13 protein-coding genes are annotated in these 16,211 nt (G+C 71.8%); 11 read left to right on the top strand and 2 right to left on the bottom strand.

Annotation, left to right across the window (positions count from 1 at the left end):
* Positions 1 to 40 precede the first annotated feature (40 nt).
* The 4 genes from ACFV9W_RS22400 to ACFV9W_RS22385 all read left to right on the top strand — a co-directional run bounded on the left by ACFV9W_RS22400 (position 41) and on the right by ACFV9W_RS22385 (position 5,089).
* A complete protein-coding gene (locus tag ACFV9W_RS22400; protein ID WP_385763542.1) occupies positions 41 to 1,438 on the top strand; it encodes a class II fumarate hydratase in 1,398 nt (465 codons plus the stop codon).
* 73 nt (positions 1,439 to 1,511) lie between these two features.
* Complete coding sequence (locus tag ACFV9W_RS22395; protein ID WP_385763540.1) at positions 1,512 to 2,189, top strand: DUF402 domain-containing protein; 678 nt, start codon at positions 1,512 to 1,514, stop codon at positions 2,187 to 2,189.
* Between the two features lie 418 nt (positions 2,190 to 2,607).
* Positions 2,608 to 4,614, top strand: a complete 2,007-nt coding sequence (locus ACFV9W_RS22390) for a SpoIIE family protein phosphatase (protein WP_385763538.1) — start codon at positions 2,608 to 2,610, stop codon at positions 4,612 to 4,614.
* 10 nt (positions 4,615 to 4,624) lie between these two features.
* A complete protein-coding gene (locus ACFV9W_RS22385) occupies positions 4,625 to 5,089 on the top strand; it encodes a hemerythrin domain-containing protein (RefSeq protein ID WP_385763536.1) in 465 nt (154 codons plus the stop codon).
* On the opposite strand, the gene ACFV9W_RS22380 is transcribed toward ACFV9W_RS22385, so the two are convergent.
* On the bottom strand, positions 5,086 to 6,123 hold the full coding sequence (locus ACFV9W_RS22380) for an Lrp/AsnC family transcriptional regulator (RefSeq protein WP_385763534.1): 1,038 nt from the start codon (positions 6,121 to 6,123) through the stop codon (positions 5,086 to 5,088). The two genes, ACFV9W_RS22385 and ACFV9W_RS22380, sit on opposite strands and share 4 nt — an antisense overlap.
* A gap of 88 nt (positions 6,124 to 6,211) precedes the next feature.
* Between ACFV9W_RS22380 and ACFV9W_RS22375 the strand changes: the two genes are divergently transcribed.
* Positions 6,212 to 7,489, top strand: a complete 1,278-nt coding sequence (locus ACFV9W_RS22375) for an MFS transporter (RefSeq protein ID WP_385763532.1) — start codon at positions 6,212 to 6,214, stop codon at positions 7,487 to 7,489.
* Positions 7,486 to 8,745, top strand: a complete 1,260-nt coding sequence (locus ACFV9W_RS22370) for an amidohydrolase (protein ID WP_385763530.1) — start codon at positions 7,486 to 7,488, stop codon at positions 8,743 to 8,745. Before ACFV9W_RS22375 ends, ACFV9W_RS22370 begins: the two co-directional genes overlap by 4 nt.
* Before the next feature lie 5 nt (positions 8,746 to 8,750).
* On the opposite strand, the gene ACFV9W_RS22365 is transcribed toward ACFV9W_RS22370, so the two are convergent.
* Positions 8,751 to 10,985: a transglycosylase domain-containing protein gene (locus ACFV9W_RS22365; protein WP_385763528.1), complete on the bottom strand. Its 2,235-nt coding sequence runs from the start codon at positions 10,983 to 10,985 to the stop codon at positions 8,751 to 8,753.
* A gap of 287 nt (positions 10,986 to 11,272) precedes the next feature.
* On the opposite strand from ACFV9W_RS22365, the gene ACFV9W_RS22360 reads away from it, so the two are divergent.
* The 5 genes from ACFV9W_RS22360 (at position 11,273) to ACFV9W_RS22340 (ending at position 16,211) form a co-directional block, all read left to right on the top strand.
* Positions 11,273 to 12,208: an SPFH domain-containing protein gene (locus tag ACFV9W_RS22360; RefSeq protein WP_385763526.1), complete on the top strand. Its 936-nt coding sequence runs from the start codon at positions 11,273 to 11,275 to the stop codon at positions 12,206 to 12,208.
* On the top strand, positions 12,205 to 12,417 hold the full coding sequence (locus tag ACFV9W_RS22355) for a hypothetical protein (protein WP_385763524.1): 213 nt from the start codon (positions 12,205 to 12,207) through the stop codon (positions 12,415 to 12,417). The genes ACFV9W_RS22360 and ACFV9W_RS22355 overlap by 4 nt, the downstream gene beginning before the upstream one ends.
* Positions 12,418 to 12,595: 178 nt before the next feature.
* Positions 12,596 to 13,123, top strand: coding sequence for a PadR family transcriptional regulator (locus ACFV9W_RS22350; RefSeq protein ID WP_385763522.1), 528 nt, complete (start codon positions 12,596 to 12,598; stop codon positions 13,121 to 13,123).
* Entirely contained in the window at positions 13,120 to 13,818 is a 699-nt protein-coding gene (locus ACFV9W_RS22345; RefSeq protein WP_385763520.1) for an ABC transporter ATP-binding protein, read from the top strand. The genes ACFV9W_RS22350 and ACFV9W_RS22345 overlap by 4 nt, the downstream gene beginning before the upstream one ends.
* Positions 13,815 to 16,211 carry an FtsX-like permease family protein gene (locus ACFV9W_RS22340; protein WP_385763518.1) on the top strand — a complete coding sequence of 799 codons (2,397 nt, stop codon included), beginning with the start codon at positions 13,815 to 13,817 and terminating at the stop codon, positions 16,209 to 16,211. The genes ACFV9W_RS22345 and ACFV9W_RS22340 overlap by 4 nt, the downstream gene beginning before the upstream one ends.

Genomic DNA, 16,211 nt, shown 5'->3' with positions numbered 1-16,211 from the left:
GGTCCGGAACAACCCCACCTTCGTATGCGCTGTACGGGGTATGAGCGACAACGCCGGCGAATACCGCATCGAGCACGACTCCATGGGCGAGGTCCGCGTCCCCGCCGCCGCGAAGTGGCGGGCCCAGACGCAGCGCGCCGTGGAGAACTTCCCGATCTCCGGGCAGCGCATCGAGCGCTCCCACATCGAGGCGCTGGCCCGCATCAAGGGCGCGGCGGCGACGGTGAACGCGGAGTTGGGGGTGGTCGACAAGGACATCGCCGAAGCCATCGCCGCGGCGGCGGAGGAGGTCGCCGCGGGCCGCTGGGACGACGAGTTCCCGGTCGACGTGTTCCAGACCGGCTCCGGTACGTCGTCGAACATGAACACCAACGAGGTGCTGGCCACGCTCGCCACCGAGCGCCTCGGCCGCGACGTGCACCCGAACGACCACGTGAACGCCTCGCAGTCGTCCAATGACGTGTTCCCCTCCTCCATCCACATCGCCGCCACCGCCGCCGTCACCCACGACCTGATCCCGGCCCTCGACCACCTGGCCGCGTCCCTGGAGCGCAAGGCGGCCGAGTTCTCCGACGTCGTGAAGTCGGGGCGTACGCACCTGATGGACGCGACGCCGGTGACGCTCGGTCAGGAGTTCGGCGGCTACGCGGCGCAGGTCCGCTACGGAGTGGAGCGGCTCACCGCCTCGCTCCCCCGCCTCGCCGAACTCCCCCTGGGCGGCACCGCGGTCGGCACGGGCATCAACACCCCGCCCGGCTTCTCTGCCGCCGTCATCGCCGAGGTCGCGCGCACGACGGGGCTGCCGCTGACCGAGGCCCGCGACCACTTCGAGGCGCAGGGCGCGCGCGACGGGATCGTGGAGACGAGCGGGCAGCTGCGCACGATCGCCGTCGGCCTCACGAAGATCGCCAACGATCTGCGGTGGGCCGCCTCCGGCCCCCGTACGGGCCTCGCGGAGATCAACCTCCCCGATCTGCAGCCCGGTTCGTCGATCATGCCCGGCAAGGTGAATCCGGTCATCCCCGAGGCGACGCTGATGGTCGCGGCCCAGGTCACGGGCAATGACGCGACGGTCGCCGCGGCCGGCGCCGCGGGCAACTTCGAGCTGAACGTGATGCTCCCGGTGATCGCCAAGAACGTCCTGGAGTCCATCCGGCTGCTCGCCAACGTCTCCCGGCTGCTCGCCGACCGCACCGTCGACGGCATCACCGCCAACCGCGAACGCGCCCGCGAGTACGCCGAGTCCTCGCCCTCCGTCGTCACGCCGCTCAACAAGTACATCGGCTACGAGGAGGCCGCCAAGGTCGCCAAGAAGTCCCTCGCCGAGCGGCGCACCATCCGGGAGGTCGTGCTCGACGGCGGCTATGTGGAGCGCGGCGACCTCACCGTGGAACAGCTCGACGAGGCGCTCGATGTCCTTCGGATGACGCGGCCGTGACCGCGCGTGGCCAGTTGGCGTATTCGTGACACGCACCGCAGCGTCGTATGCCGTTGGCACCTAATATCTGTGCATGACAGACGAGTACCGGATGACCGAGAGTGGAGGGCGCTGGGCGCCCGGTGAGCCGATCCTGTGGCGCTACCGCGCCAACGGGGGCGACGGCTTCCACATCTGCCGTCCGGTCACCGTCGTCCAGGACACCGACGAGCTGCTCGCCGTGTGGATGGCGCCGGGCACCGAGTGCGTGAAGCCCGTGCTCGCCGACGGCACCCCCGTGCACCGCGAGCCGCTCGCCACCCGCTACACCAAGCCCCGCACCCTGCAGCGCGACCGCTGGTTCGGCACGGGCGTGCTGAAGCTCGCGCGCCCCGGCGACCCCTGGTCGGTCTGGCTGTTCTGGGAGCCGGGCTGGAACTTCCGCAACTGGTACGTGAACCTGGAGGCGCCGCGCGCCCGTTGGGCCGCGGGCATCGACTCCGAGGACCACTTCCTCGACCTGTCGGTGTACCCGGACGGCAGCTGGCGCTGGCACGACGAGGACGAGTTCGCGCAGGCGCAGGCCGTCGGCCTGATGAGCCCTGGTCAGGCGGCCGAGGTGCGCTCCGCGGGGCACCGGGCCATCGAGGCGATCGAGAACTGGCGGCGGCCGTTCTCGGACGGCTGGCAGCACTGGCGCCCGGACCCGGCGTGGCCGGTTCCCGCCCTGCCGGCCGACTGGGACCGTACGCCCGCGCACGTGTCCTCATGAGACCCTTGATGCGCCCCCCTGGGGGAACCGTAGGATCGTCCTCCGCAAGAGAGCACCGGTCCGAATGTGCGGGTTCTACGGACAACTCTTGGCACGCACAACTGGTCTGACACGATGTCAACGAGGTCATCGAGGGGCGGCTGGACCGTGAACGTGGGTGAGACGACGCAGTGGGCGGGCCGGGAGGATCCGGTCGCCGGGACCGCGAGCACGGCTGTCCGCAGGTCCCCGGCACGGACGCCCGTACGGATTCCGTTCCCGGAGCACGGGTTCCGGGTATTCGCTCCCCTACGGGACACGCCGCAGGTCACCGGCAGCGGCGCCACCCCCGACAGGCCCTGGCCCCAGCTGATCCCCAACTGCCGGCGCACTGGCCAGTGACGCGGCGCGCAGCCCCGGACGGACGGAATCGACACGCGTGACGGAGTATCCCACCTCCCACGAAGGCCGCCACCACGGCACGGCGGCCCGCCCCGCCGATGCCCGCGGGGCGGTTCGGCACACCCCGGAGACCTCCACGCCCTCGGGCGAGAACTCCGGCGGCTTACCGGAACAGCCACGGCGCTCCGCCGGTCCTGCCGGTTCCGCGGCCGATGCCGAGCACGCGCAGCCCGCGGCGCCGTCCCCCGAGCCGGTGCGCCCGGGGCCGCCGGACGGGGCCGACCGCCGCACGGGCCAGCCGCGCCCCGCCGGGCAGCCGACGGCGATGCGGCGGGACGGGGACAGGCTGCGCTTCGTCGGCGCCGCGACCCGGCGGATCGCCCGCGGCCTGGACCTCGACGAGATCGTGATGGGCCTGTGCCGGGCGACGGTGCCCACGTTCTCCGACGCGATCCTCGTGTATCTGCGCGAGCCGCTGCCGGTGGGCGACGAGCGGCCGACCGGGCAGATGGTGCTGCGCCTGCGCCGCACCGACCGGATCCCCGACTCCACCGACACCGCGGGCGACACGGACACGGACGGCGCGGGACTCACGGTCCCGCTCACCCCGCAGCTCGAACTGACCGCGGGCTGCGCCGACTTGTGCGAGGTGCGCTCCGGTGGCGCGCTCGCCGAGGTGCTGCGCGGGGTGCGCCCGGTGTTCGGCGACTCGCCCGCGGCGCTCGCCGCGCTGCCCGAACTCCTGGGCGCCGAGCGGGCGCTGCCGGGCGGCCAGCGCGCGATCCTGGCCCCGCTGCGCGGCCGGCGCCGGGTGATCGGGGCCGCGGTGTTCCTGCGCCGCCCCGACCGGCTCGCGTTCGACGCCGACGACCTGCTGGTGGCCGGGCAGTTGGCGACGCACAGCGCGCTCGGCATCGACAAGGCGGTCCTCTACGGCCGCGAGGCGTACATCGCGGACGAACTGCAGCGCACGATGCTTCCGGAGACGCTGCCGCGCCCGACCGGAGTGCGGCTCGCCTCCCGCTATCTGCCGGCGGCGGAGACGGCGCGGGTCGGCGGCGACTGGTACGACGCGATCCCGCTGCCGGGCAGCCGCGTCGCGCTGGTCGTGGGCGACGTCATGGGGCACTCGATGACGTCGGCGGCCATCATGGGCCAGTTGCGGACCACCGCGCAGACCCTCGCCGGGCTCGACCTGCCCCCGCAGGAGGTCCTGCACCACCTCGACGAGCAGGCCCAGCGGCTCGGCACGGACCGCATGGCGACCTGCATGTACGCCGTGTACGACCCGGTCGCGCACCGCATCACCATCGCCAACGCCGGGCATCCGCCGCCCGTCCTGCTGCACCTGGGCGGCCGTTCCGAGGTGCTGCGGGTGCCGCCGGGCGCCCCGATCGGCGTCGGCGGCGTCGACTTCGAGGCGGTCGAGCTGGACGCCCCAGCGGGCGCGACGCTGCTCCTCTACACGGACGGGCTCGTCGAGTCGCGGCTGCGGGACGTGTGGACCGGGATAGAGCAGCTGCGCGAACGGCTCGCCGCGACCGCGCAGTTGACGGGCCCTGACCATCCGCCGCCCCTCGAGGCGCTGTGCGACGAGGTGCTCGACATGCTCGGCCCGGGCGACCGGGACGACGACATCGCGCTGCTCGCCGCCCGCTTCGACGGGATCGCACCGAGCGACGTCGCGTACTGGACCCTGGAACCGGAGGACGCGGCGCCGGGCCGGGCCCGCCGCCTGGCCCGCAGCGCCCTGGACCGCTGGGGCCTGGAGGAGCTCACGGACTCGGTGGAGCTCCTGGTGAGCGAGGTCGTGACGAACGCGGTGCGCTACGCCACGCGTCCGGTGACCCTGCGCCTGCTGCGGACCGACGTGCTGCGCTGCGAAGTGGGCGACGACGTACCGCAGTTGCCCCGGCTTCGGCAGGCGCGGGCGACGGACGAGGGCGGTCGTGGCCTCTACCTGGTGAACCGGCTCGCCCGGCGCTGGGGTGCGACGCGCCTGTCCACCGGCAAGGTCGTCTGGTTCGAGCTTCCGGTGCCGTAGACATGTGGCCATGTGCCACTACTGCGGATGCCGTGAGATCCCGCTCATCAAGGAGTTCATCGCCGAGCACGAGCGCGTCACCGACGCCGCCGGTGACGCGCTGCGGGCCCTTGAGCGCGGCGACGTGGCGGCCGCGCGGGCACTCGTCGACACCATGGCGCGGGAGCTCGCCTCGCACTGGAAGGGCGAGGAGGACGGCCTGTTCGCCGTGATGCGGGACGACCCGGAGTACGCGGGCTACATCGACGCCCTGGTCGCCGAGCATCGTGACCTCGGCGCGCTGCTGCCCACCCTCGACCTCACGGACCCCGGCGACGTACAGCGCCTGAAGGACGAGACGGACGAGCTGCACCGGCACATCGCCAAGGAGGAGGACGGCCTCTTCCCGGCGTCGCTGACGGCGCTGTCCGGGGACGGCTGGGACGCGTCGATGGCGGCGTGGCGGGCGGCGCACCCTTCGCACAGCGACGGCTAGAAGCCCACCGGCACATACCCGGTGGCCCGCCCCCGGTCGTCGAGCACGCGGCCCATCCGCTTCGCCGTGCGCAGCGTCACCGTGCGGTCCTCTACGCGCAGGGCGGGGAACCGGCCGTCCAGTTGGGCCTCCAGGGTGGCCATGCCGTCGAGGTCGCGGAGCCAGACCTGGAAGAGCAGGTTGCAGGAGCCCGTGACCGAGGTGCACAGGCGCATCTGCGGGAGCCGGGCGAGCGCCGAGCCCGTGCGGTCCAGCTCGCCGTGCGGGACGGTCGCCCGGTATGTGGCGAGGGCCGGCCAGCCCGCCAGCTGCTGGGCCAGATCACAGCGCAGCAGGATCTCCCGGTCGCGCAGTTCGCGGGCGAGCCTGCGCCGCACGGTCGACTCGCCGACGCCGACGACCGCCGCCAGCTCGGCGTACCCGGCACGGCCGTTCGCACCCAGTTCGCGCAGGAGCGCCAGGTCGACCTCGTCGCGGGGCCGGAACGCACGCGACGGTGCGCCGGGTCCGGGCCCCGCCGTGCTGAGCCGGGCGCGGCCCGCCCGGTCGAGGGCGCGCACCTTCCAGCCGCTGCCCTCCTGGTAGAGCCGCATGCTCAGCCGGGTCCGCGTGCCGCGCACGCCCGGCAGCCGGCCCAGGTCGTCGCTGACCCGGCGCCCGAGCGCGGGCAGGTCGGGTGCGGCGACCGAGAGCAGCAGGTCGTAGTCGCCGACCACGTGCTCGGCGCTGAACACCCACGGCAGCCGTACGAGGCGGGCGGTCAGCTCCTCCAACTCGCCCGGGGTGCAGGTCACTTCGATGTACGCGACGGTGGCCGTCGTCGGCCCCGCGTACGCCGTCACCCAGGCCAGGCCCGCTTCTTCGAGGCGGGCCCAGCGGCGGGCCGCGGTCGTCGCGTCGACGCCGACGGCCGGGCCGACCCGGCTCCACGGTGCGCGCGGATCGGTCTGCAGGGCGTCGATCAGGGCGAGGTCGGCCTCCTCGAACGCGGCGGATTCCGGCACCAGACCGAGCGCGAAGCCGCTTTCCGGCATTTGAGGCCCCCTCTCGCACGGCGGCCGGATTCTGTCCCCACTTCCGAGCCGCCCCCACACCAGCACGCCCACTCTAGAAGGAGTGCCTGTGGTCCCACCCTCGCAAGGCCCCGTACGTGAACGCCTCGACAGAGGCGCCAAGATCACGGTCACGCTGCTCTTCGCCGCCTGGCTCATCGACTACATCGACCGTCTCGTCATCAATCTGGCCCTGCCCTCGATCGGCCGCGAATTCGACCTCAGCCGCGCCCAGCAGGGCATGGCGGTCTCCGTGTTCTTCGTGGCGTACGCCGTCTGCCAGATCCCGGGCGGCATGCTCGCCGACCGGTTCGGCGCCAAGCGCGTCACCTGCTGGGCGCTGCTCATCTGGTCCGCGTTCACCGCGATCACCGGGCTCGCCGGCTCGTTCGCGATCCTCCTGGTGGTGCGCTTCCTGTTCGGTGTCGCCGAGGGGATCTTCCCGGGCGCCTCGATGAAGGCGGTGAGCGAACGGACCACGCCCGGTCAGCGGATGAGCGCCAACGGCGTCGTGCAGTCCTCGAACGCCGTCGCAGCCGTCATCGCGCCGCTCATCGCCGCGCCGCTCATCGCCCACTTCGGCTGGCGCTCGGCGTTCTTCACCGTCGCCGCCGTCGGCGTCTTCGTGTACGCGGCGGTCCAGCTGTGGCTGCCGGAGCGGGAGCGGCCGGAGGCCGTCACGAAGGCGGGCACAGGCACCCGCACCGTGCTCCGCTCGTGGACCATGTGGGCGTTCGCCGGGATGTTCTTCGGCTACGACATCATCGTGTGGGGCCTGAACACCTGGGTGCCCTCGTACCTCAACGAGGAGCGTGGCCTCGCGCTCACGTCGGCGGGCGCCCTGTCGATCCTGCCCGCGGGCGCGGCGACCGTCGCCGTGATCGTCGGCGGGCGGCTCGCGGACCGCTTCGAGGGCAACCAGCGCAAGATCGTGGTGCCCGCCATGGCGGTCTCCTCGGTCGCGCTGATCCTCATGTCGACGGCTTCCGGCACGGCCGCGTTCATCGGCTGGATGACGGTGGCGATCGCGTCCGCCTCGCTGGGCTACATGCCGATCTTCGCGGTGCCGCTGCGCAGCCTGCCGCCCGAACTGACCGGCGCGGCGGCCGGGTTGATCACGTTCGGCGGGCAGGCCGGCGGCGTCGTCGCGCCGACCGCGATGGGGCTGCTCGCGGACTCGGCCGGGTTCGGCGCCGCGTTCGGCTTCCTCGTCGTCGGCGCGGTGCTCGCCGCGGTCCTCGCCTGCGTCACCCCGCAGACCACGCTCACCTTCCGCCGGGCGCTGCGGCTGCCCGACGCGGACCCCGTTCCTGTATCCGCAGGACCCGTAGAAAGCGAGCCCCGATGACCACTCTCGACAGCCTGCTGCCGTCCCTGCGCGAGCTCTACCGGGACCTGCACGCCCACCCCGAACTCTCCCTCCAGGAGACCCGCACCGCCGGGATCGTCGCGGCCCGGCTGCGCGAGCAGGGCGGCTGGGAGGTGACCGAGGGCGTCGGCGGCACCGGCGTCGTCGGGGTGCTGCGCGGCGGCGAGGGCCCGACCGTGCTGCTGCGCGCCGACATGGACGGGCTGCCCGTCCTGGAGGCGACGGGCCTGCCCTACGCGTCCGTGGCGCGCGCCACCGACCGCGACGGCAACGACGTACCGGTCATGCACGCCTGCGGCCACGACATGCACGTGACGTGTCTGCTGGGCGTGACGGCGCTGCTCGCGGCGGAGCGGGACACCTGGCGCGGCACCGTCGTCGCCGTGTTCCAGCCCGCGGAGGAGATCGGCCGCGGGGCCAGGGACATGCTGGACGACGGGTTCGCGGAGCGTTTCCCGAAGCCGGACGTGTGCCTCGGGCAGCACGTCGGACCGTTCCCGACGGGCGTCGCGGTGACCCGGCCCGGAGCGGTGATGGCGGCCTCCGACAGCTACCGCGTACGCCTCTTCGGGCGCGGCGGGCACGGCTCGACGCCCGAGTCGACGGTCGACCCGGTGGTCCTCGCCGCGGCCGTCGTGATGCGCCTGCAGACCGTGGTCTCGCGGGAGGTCGGCGCCTCGCAGGCGGCCGTCGTGACGGTGGGCTCGATCCACGCCGGCACGAAGGAGAACATCATCGCCGACGAGGCCGAGCTGAAGCTCAACATCCGCTCGGTCGACCCGGTGGTGCGCGAGCGGGTGCTCGGCGCGGTGCGCAGGATCGTACGGGCGGAGGCGGAGGCCTCGGGCTCGCCGAAGGAGCCGGAGTTCACCTCGCTCGGCTCGTTCCCCGTCACGGAGAACACCGACGACGCCACCGCCACGACGATCGAGGGGCTGCGCGGGGCGCTCGGCGAGCACGGAGTCCTGGTGCTGCCGCAGCCGATCAACGGCAGCGAGGACTTCGGCCTCTTCGGCAAGGAACTCGGCGTGCCCTCGGTGTTCTGGCACTTCGGCGGGGCCGACCCGGCCGCCTTCGCGGGGCTCGACGCGGGCACGCTCGCCTCGCGCGGGCTGCCCGCCGAGATCCCGGTGAACCACTCGCCGCAGTACGCGCCGCTCCAGGACCCCACGATCGAGCTGGGGGTGCGGGCCCTGCTGGGAGCGGCCCGCACCTGGCTCGGCGCCCGCGCGTAGCGACGTCAGTCCCGGGGCCTGGCGCCGCCGTTCTCCGGGTCGATCGGGTCTTCCGGCCAGCTCTCGGTCGGGCTGTCGGTCGGCACCGGGAGCGTCTGCGTCGGCTCCGTCGTCGGCGTCTCGCTGGTCGGCGTCTCGCTCGGCGTCGACTGGGTGGGCGTCGGCTCGGTCGACTCCGTCTCGCTCGGCGTCGGATCGGTCGACGGCTCCTCGGTCGGGGTGGCCGGGGCCGTCTTCGTCGGCTGGACGGCCTTGCCCATGTCGGTGTCCAGGTCGAACTTCCCGTTCGCGCTGGACGAGTTGAACGTGTACTGCGCCCAGATCTGCGCGGGGAAGCTGCCGCCGTCGACGCGGGGCAGTCCGCCCGCGCCCTCCATGGACACGTGCGCGCCCGCCTCGGACGACTTCAGCGCGCCCTCGCCGAACAGGCCGACCGACGTGACGAGGTCCGGCGTGTACCCGGTGAACCAGGCCGACTTGTTGTCGTCGGAGGTACCGGTCTTGCCCGCGACCTGCTGGCCCGCGCGGGCCGGGTTGTCGCGCACGGAGGCCTTCGCCGTACCGTCGTCGACCACGCCAGTGAGGACCGAGGTCACCGAGTCGGCGGCGCCGCGGCTGATCACCTGTTCCTGGGCGGGCTCCGGCAGTTCGACCTTCTGGCCCTCCTTGGACACCGCCTTCACGATCTTCGGGGTGACCTTCTTGCCGTGGTTGTCGAGGGTCGCGTAGACGCCGGCCATCTCCATCGGGCTCGCGCCCATGGTGCCGAGGGTCTGCGCGGGGAACGGCTTGAGGTCGCCCGCGTCCATGCCGAGCTCCTTCGCCGTGGCCATCACCTGGTCCATGCCGACGTCGACGCCGAGCTGCGCGAACACGGAGTTCACGGACTTGTTCATGGCGGTCTGGACGGTGACCGGGCCGTAGCTCTTCTTGTCCTCGTTCGGCGGGGCGAAGCCGACCTTCTCGCCGTTGTCGACGACCGGGCGCTTGCTGGTGCCGTCGTAGATCGTGTCCGCGGTGATCTGCTGACCGGACTGCGTGGTGGCCTCGTGCTCCAGGGCGGCCGCGAGGATCAGCGGCTTGAACGTGGAGGCGGGCTGGTAGTCGGTGCGGGTCGCGTTGTTGACGTAGTGCTCGCTGAGCCCTTCGCCGCCGTACATCGCGAGGACCTTGCCGGTCTTCGGGGCGAGGGAGACGGCGCCGGCCTGCACGCGCGCGTCGGCCTTCTTGTCCTTGCGGTCGAGCTTGTCGTTCAGCTGCTCCTCGACCGACTTCTCCAGCTGCTTCTGCTTCTTGCGGTCGACGTTGAGCGTGATCGTGTAGCCGCCCGCGGTGAACTGCGCCTCGGTGAGGTTCAGGTCCTTCATCACCTCGTCCTTGGCGGCCTCGTAGAGGTAGCCCTCCTGGCCCTGGAGCCCGGACACGGCCTTCGGCGGCTTCGGCTTGTCGAACGTCATGCCCTGCCGCTTGCTCGCGTCCAGCCAGTTCATGTCGACCATGTTGTCGAGCACGTAGTTCCAGCGCGCCTTGGCCAGTTGCTTCCCGGTGTCGGAGGCGATCGCCCAGTCGTACTGGTTCGGGGCCTGGAGCAGCGCGGCGAGGTACGCGCCCTGCTCCACGGACAGCTTCGAGGCGTCCTTGCCGTAGTAGGCCTCGGCCGCCGCCTGGATGCCCCAGGCGCCGCGCCCGTAGTAGCTGGTGTTGATGTACCCGGCGAGGATGTCGTCCTTGGACTGCTTCTGGTCCACCTTCAGCGAGATGACCAGTTCCTTGAGCTTGCGGGAGACGGTCTGTTCCTGCGTCAGGTAGTAGTTCTTCACGTACTGCTGGGTGATCGTCGAACCACCCTGCTTGCCCTTGCCGAGCACGGTGTTGAGCACGCCGCGGCCGGTGCCCTTCAGGTCGATGCCCTTGTCCGTGTAGAACGTCTTGTTCTCGGCGGCGACGAAGGTGTGCTGGACGCCCTCGGGCACCTCGGCGAGGTCCACGAGCTCCCGGTTCACCTTGCCGGTGCGGGCCATCGTCGAGCCGTCGCTGTACTTGTAGATGTTGCTCTGCACCTGGGCGTCGGGATTGCCCTCCGGTACGTCGATCACCAGGTACAGCACGACGAACGCGCCCATGCACAGCAGCACGAGCCCGAAGAACGTGCCCAGAAGCTTCTTCCAGCCGAAGAAGCGGCGTATGCCCGACGGCCGCGCCGCGCGCTTGCGCGCCTTCCTCGCATCCGCTCGGCCCATGACCTCAGTCGCTCCGCTTCTTGTCCTTGTCCGTGTACGCCTTCGCGTACGAGTACGAACCCAGTTCTCACGATCGTGCTGAATCGGCTCAAGAACCTAACCCGTCACTTATGTCGAATCTCCGTTGATTCGGCCATATCGGACGTGACAATCAGCACCTGCCCCATGGGAACCGACGAGCGAGAGGTGCGGATGGTTGCCGGACGCGATAAAGTGATATCACTTTGCTAGACCACGTTCGGGGCCTCGCGGCGACGAACGACCAGCTCAGAGAAACGGGGACAGTCATGCCCGAGACGGACGCCACACCGAACACTCCAGACGTACAGATGCCGAAGGCACAGGTGCGCGAGTTCACGGCCCACAGCATCGGCGGCGGACTCGCCCTGCTGCTCGGCCTCGTGGGCCTGATCGTCGGCGCGGGCCTGATTGCGATCGCGGGTTCCACCGACTCCGGGGGCGCCAAGGGCGCGCTCATCGCGGCCGGTGTCGTGGTCGCGATCTGCTCGGTCTTCGCCATGGCGGGCCTGAACATGGTGGCGCCGGGCGAGGCGCGCGTCGTGCAGCTCTTCGGCCGCTACCGGGGCACGATCCGCACGGACGGCCTGCGCTGGGTCAACCCGCTGACCTCGCGCACCAAGATCTCGACGCGTGTGCGCAACCACGAGACGGCCGTCCTGAAGGTCAACGACGCGTACGGCAACCCGATCGAGCTCGCCGCGGTCGTCGTCTGGAAGGTCGAGGACACGGCCCAGGCGACCTTCGAGGTCGACGACTTCCTGGAGTTCGTCTCGACGCAGACCGAGGCGGCCGTCCGGCACATCGCCATCGAGTACCCCTACGACGCGCACGACGAGGAGGGCCTGTCCCTGCGCGGCAACGCCGAGGAGATCACCGAGAAGCTCGCCCTCGAACTGCACGCGCGCGTGGAGGCGGCCGGCGTCCAGATCATCGAGTCCCGCTTCACGCACCTCGCGTACGCCCCCGAGATCGCGTCGGCGATGCTCCAGCGCCAGCAGGCGGGCGCGGTCGTGGCGGCCCGCCGCCAGATTGTCGACGGGGCGGTGGGCATGGTCGAGGCCGCGCTCGCCCGGATCGCCGAGCAGGACTTCGTGGAGCTGGACGAGGAGCGGAAGGCGACCATGGTGAGCAACCTGCTGGTCGTCCTCTGCGGAGACCGCGCCGCCCAGCCGGTCCTGAACACGGGAACGCTCTACCAGTGAGCCCGCGAGCGCCCCGCAAACAGGTCCTGCTGCGGCTCGATCCGGCCGTGCACGATGCGCTCGCGCGCTGGGCGGGCGAGGACCTGCGCTCGACCAACGCGCAGATCGAGTTCCTGCTGCGCAAGGCGCTCGCAGAGGTGGGCAGGCTGCCGGGTTCGACGAAGCCGATTCCGCGGCGGGGGCGGCCCCCGGCCGGCGAGACCGACTGAACGACACGGGGCTCCGCCCCGGACCCCGCGCCTCAAACGCCGGCGGGGCTGGATCTGCTCGATCGCCGGCGGGGCCGGATCCGCTCAATCGCCGCAGGGGCTTGATGAATCAAGCTCCTGCGGCGTTCTCATGGCCAGCTATACACACCGTGTATACGTGGTGTGTATAGTCCCTCGCATGTCCATCGGCCACACCCTCCTCGGGCTGCTCGAATCCGGGCCCCGCCATGGTTACGACCTCAAGCGCACCTTCGACGAGACGTTCGGGCACGACAAGCCGCTGCACTACGGGCAGGTCTACTCGACCATGTCCCGCCTCCTGAAGAACGGCCTCGTCGAGGTCGACGGGATCGAGGCCGGCGGCGGCCCCGAGCGCAAGCGGTACGCGATCACCGACGCCGGCGTCACCGACGTACAGCGCTGGCTCGCGACGCCGGAGAAGCCGGAGCCGTACCTCCAGTCGACCCTCTACACCAAGGTCGTCCTCGCCCTGCTGACCCGGCGCGACGCCACCGAACTGCTCGACGCGCAGCACTCCGAGCACCTGCGCCTGATGCGCATCCTCACGGACCGCAAGCGCAAGGGCGACCTAGCCGACCAGCTCATCTGCGACCACGCCCTGTTCCACCTGGAAGCCGACCTGCGCTGGCTGGAACTGACCGCCGCGCGCCTCGACAAGCTCGCCGCGGAGGTACGTCCGTCATGAGTTCCCCCACCGCTCCCGCCGGATCCCTGCTGACCGCAACCGGCCTGCACAAGACGTACGGGCCGACCCCGGCCCTCGACGGTGCCTCGTTCTCCGTCCACCCGGGCGAGGTCGTCGCCGTCATGGGCCCCTCCGGCTCGGGCAAGTCGACGCTGCTGCACTGCCTCGCCGGGATCGTCACGCCGGACTCCGGCACCATCACGTACAACGGCCGCGAGCTGACCGCCATGTCCGACGCGGAGCGCAGCGCGCTGCGCCGCGGCGAGTTCGGCTTCGTGTTCCAGTTCGGCCAGCTCGTACCGGAGTTGACCTGCGTCGAGAACGTCGCGCTCCCGCTGCGCCTGAACGGCGTCAAGCGCAAGGAGGCCGAGCGCCGGGCCGCCGAATGGCTTCAGCGCCTTGAGGTCGACGACCTCGCGGGCAAGCGCCCCGGCGAGGTCTCCGGCGGCCAGGGCCAGCGCGTCGCCGTCGCCCGCTCCCTGGTGACGGGGCCGCGCGTGCTCTTCGCCGACGAGCCCACCGGCGCCCTGGACTCGCTCAACGGCGAGCGCGTCATGGAGCTGCTCACGGACGCCGCCCGCAGCACGGGCGCCGCCGTCGTCCTGGTCACCCACGAGACGCGGGTCGCCGCCTACTCGGACCGCGAGATCGTCGTACGGGACGGCCGGGCCCGGGACATGGAGTTCGCCCGATGACACTCCTCGACGACCGTCCCGCCCAGGCCGCGCCCGCCCCCACGGAGCACGGCATCGCGGGCCGGCTGCGCGATCTCGCGCTCGGAGTCCGCTTCGGCTTCTCCGGCGGCCGCGAGGGCTGGGTCCGTACGCTGCTCACCGCGCTCGGCGTCGGCCTCGGCGTCGCCGTGCTGCTGGGCGCCGCGTCGGTGCCGAACTTCACGAGCGGCCGCGACGCCCGTTACGACGCCCGCTCGATCGAGTTCAGCGAGAAGAGCGTGCGGCCGTCGGACCGCACGCTGCTCACGCTCGACACCTCCTCCACGTACCGGGACGTCTCGGTCGGCGGCTACATGCTGGACGCCGACGGCGGGCACCCCGCCCTGCCGCCCGGCATCGACAAGCTGCCGGGCCCCGGCGAGATGCTGGTCTCCCCCGCGCTGCGCGACCTCCTCGCCTCCCCCGATGGCGAACTGCTCAAGAAGCGCTACGACTTCCGCGACGTCGGCACCATCCACGAGGCCGGCCTGAGCGACCCCTTCGACCTGTACATGTACGCGGGCAGCGACAGCCTGAGCACCGACCGCGGCGCCACCCGTGTCGACGGCTTCGGGCGGGCGGCCAACGACAACCCGCTCGACCCGGCCCTGGTGCTGATGATCCTGCTGGGCTGTGTGGTGCTGCTCGCGCCCATCGCCATCTTCATCGCGACCGCCGTACGGTTCGGCGGCGAGCGGCGCGACCGCAGGCTCGCCGCGCTGCGGCTCGTCGGCGCCGACGCGCGGATGACGCGGTGGGTGGCCGCCGGTGAGGCGCTGTTCGGCACGCTCGTCGGTCTCGGGTTCGGCCTGATCACCTTCTTCGCGGGGAGGCAGGTGTTCGCCCACGTCGAGGTGTGGCGACTGTCGGCGTTCCCCGACGACTTCACCCCGGTGCCGGTGCTTGCCGCGGTGGTGCTGCTCGCGGTGCCGCTGGCCGCGATCGCCGTCACGGTGTTCGCCCTGCGGTCCGTCGCGATCGAGCCGCTCGGTGTCGTACGGGGCGGGCGCACCCGCAGCCGCAAGCTGTGGTGGCGGCTGCCCGTCCCCGTCGCCGGCGTCCTGGTCCTGCTCCTGTCGAGCTTCGGCGAGGGCTCGTCGCAGCTGGACATGGTGGTGATCGCGGGAGGCGTCCTGCTGACCCTCGTCGGCCTGGTGCTGGTGCTGCCGTGGCTGGTGGAGGCCGTCGTGAGCCGGCTGCGGGGCGGCTCCGTGCCCTGGCAACTGGCGACCCGCAGGCTCCAGTTGAGCAGCAGCGGCGCCACCCGCGCGATCTCCGGCATCACCATCGCGGTGGCCGGCGGCATCGCCCTGCAGATGTTCACCGTCGGCATCAACGACGGCTTCAGCAGCTCGACCGGCCAGGACCCCAAGCGCGCCCAGATCGGCGCGAACACCGACTTCCCGAGCGGTGCGCTGGCCGACCGGATGGTCCAGGAGTTCCGGACCACCAAGGGCGTAACGAAGGTCATCGGGACGGTCAGCACCTCGGCCGAGCTGGTGGGCGCCAAGCCGGACGCGGACGGCTACGCGCCGTCCGTCTCGCTGTCCGTCGGCTCCTGCCCCTCGCTGCGCGAGCTGGCCCACCTGCCGTCGTGCTCGGACGGCGACGTCTTCCGCGTCACCCGCTCCCACGACTCCTACCTCGACGGCGAGTTGGAGAAGGTCGCCGTGCCCGGCGGACGGCTGGTCGTGGACGACCCCGAGGACGCGGACCGCCCCGGCCTGAAGCCGGTGCACTGGAAGCTGCCCGGGGACGTGCGCACCGTCGACTCCCGGAAGGACCCGGCGGGCGAGTACTACGGCGGCATCCTCGCCACGCCCGGCGCCCTCGACCCGGCGACCCTGCACACCGCGTCGACCAGCGCGCAGATCCAGGTCGACCCGAGGGTGCCCGACGCGGCGGACCAGGTGCGCAACACCGCGTTCGCGGTCGACCCGGGCATGCACGTGTGGACGTACGAGCTGGCGACCCGCGACAAGGAGTACGCGAGCATCCGCACGGCCCTCTTCACGGCCGCGGCCCTCACCATGGTGATCATCGCGGCGTCGATGCTGGTCTCGCAGATCGAGCAACTCCGCGAACGCAGGCGGCTGTTGTCGGTGCTCGTCGCCTACGGCACGAAGCGCTCGACGCTCGCCTGGTCCGTGCTGTGGCAGACGGCGATCCCGGTGCTCCTCGGCATGGCGGTGGCCGTGACGGGCGGCCTTGCGCTCGGCTGGCTGATGCTGCGCCTCGTCGGCAAGCCGGTCACCGACTGGCTGGTGTTCCTCCCGCTGAGCGGGGTGGCGGCCGCCCTCGTCGCGGCGGTGACCCTGCTGTCCCTGCCGCCGCTGTACCGCATGATGCGCGCCGAGGGCCTGCGCACGGAGTGA

Source organism: Streptomyces sp. NPDC059897 (assembly GCF_042730865.1).
In the GTDB taxonomy this organism is placed as follows: Bacteria; Actinomycetota; Actinomycetes; order Streptomycetales; family Streptomycetaceae; genus Streptomyces.
This window is presented reverse-complemented; position numbering and strand designations above follow the sequence as displayed.

Excerpts from the sequence above, each read along its gene's own strand:
- ACFV9W_RS22365 (WP_385763528.1), bottom strand. The coding sequence starts at position 10,985 with ATGGGCCGAGCGGATGCGAGGAAGGCGCGCAAGCGCGCGGCGCGGCCG.
- ACFV9W_RS22345 (WP_385763520.1), top strand. The coding sequence starts at position 13,120 with ATGAGTTCCCCCACCGCTCCCGCCGGATCCCTGCTGACCGCAACCGGC.
- ACFV9W_RS22395 (WP_385763540.1), top strand. The coding sequence starts at position 1,512 with ATGACAGACGAGTACCGGATGACCGAGAGTGGAGGGCGCTGGGCGCCC.
- ACFV9W_RS22380 (WP_385763534.1), bottom strand. The coding sequence starts at position 6,123 with ATGCCGGAAAGCGGCTTCGCGCTCGGTCTGGTGCCGGAATCCGCCGCG.
- ACFV9W_RS22360 (WP_385763526.1), top strand. The coding sequence starts at position 11,273 with ATGCCCGAGACGGACGCCACACCGAACACTCCAGACGTACAGATGCCG.
- ACFV9W_RS22400 (WP_385763542.1), top strand. The coding sequence starts at position 41 with ATGAGCGACAACGCCGGCGAATACCGCATCGAGCACGACTCCATGGGC.
- ACFV9W_RS22340 (WP_385763518.1), top strand. The coding sequence starts at position 13,815 with ATGACACTCCTCGACGACCGTCCCGCCCAGGCCGCGCCCGCCCCCACG.
- ACFV9W_RS22350 (WP_385763522.1), top strand. The coding sequence starts at position 12,596 with ATGTCCATCGGCCACACCCTCCTCGGGCTGCTCGAATCCGGGCCCCGC.
- ACFV9W_RS22370 (WP_385763530.1), top strand. The coding sequence starts at position 7,486 with ATGACCACTCTCGACAGCCTGCTGCCGTCCCTGCGCGAGCTCTACCGG.
- ACFV9W_RS22385 (WP_385763536.1), top strand. The coding sequence starts at position 4,625 with ATGTGCCACTACTGCGGATGCCGTGAGATCCCGCTCATCAAGGAGTTC.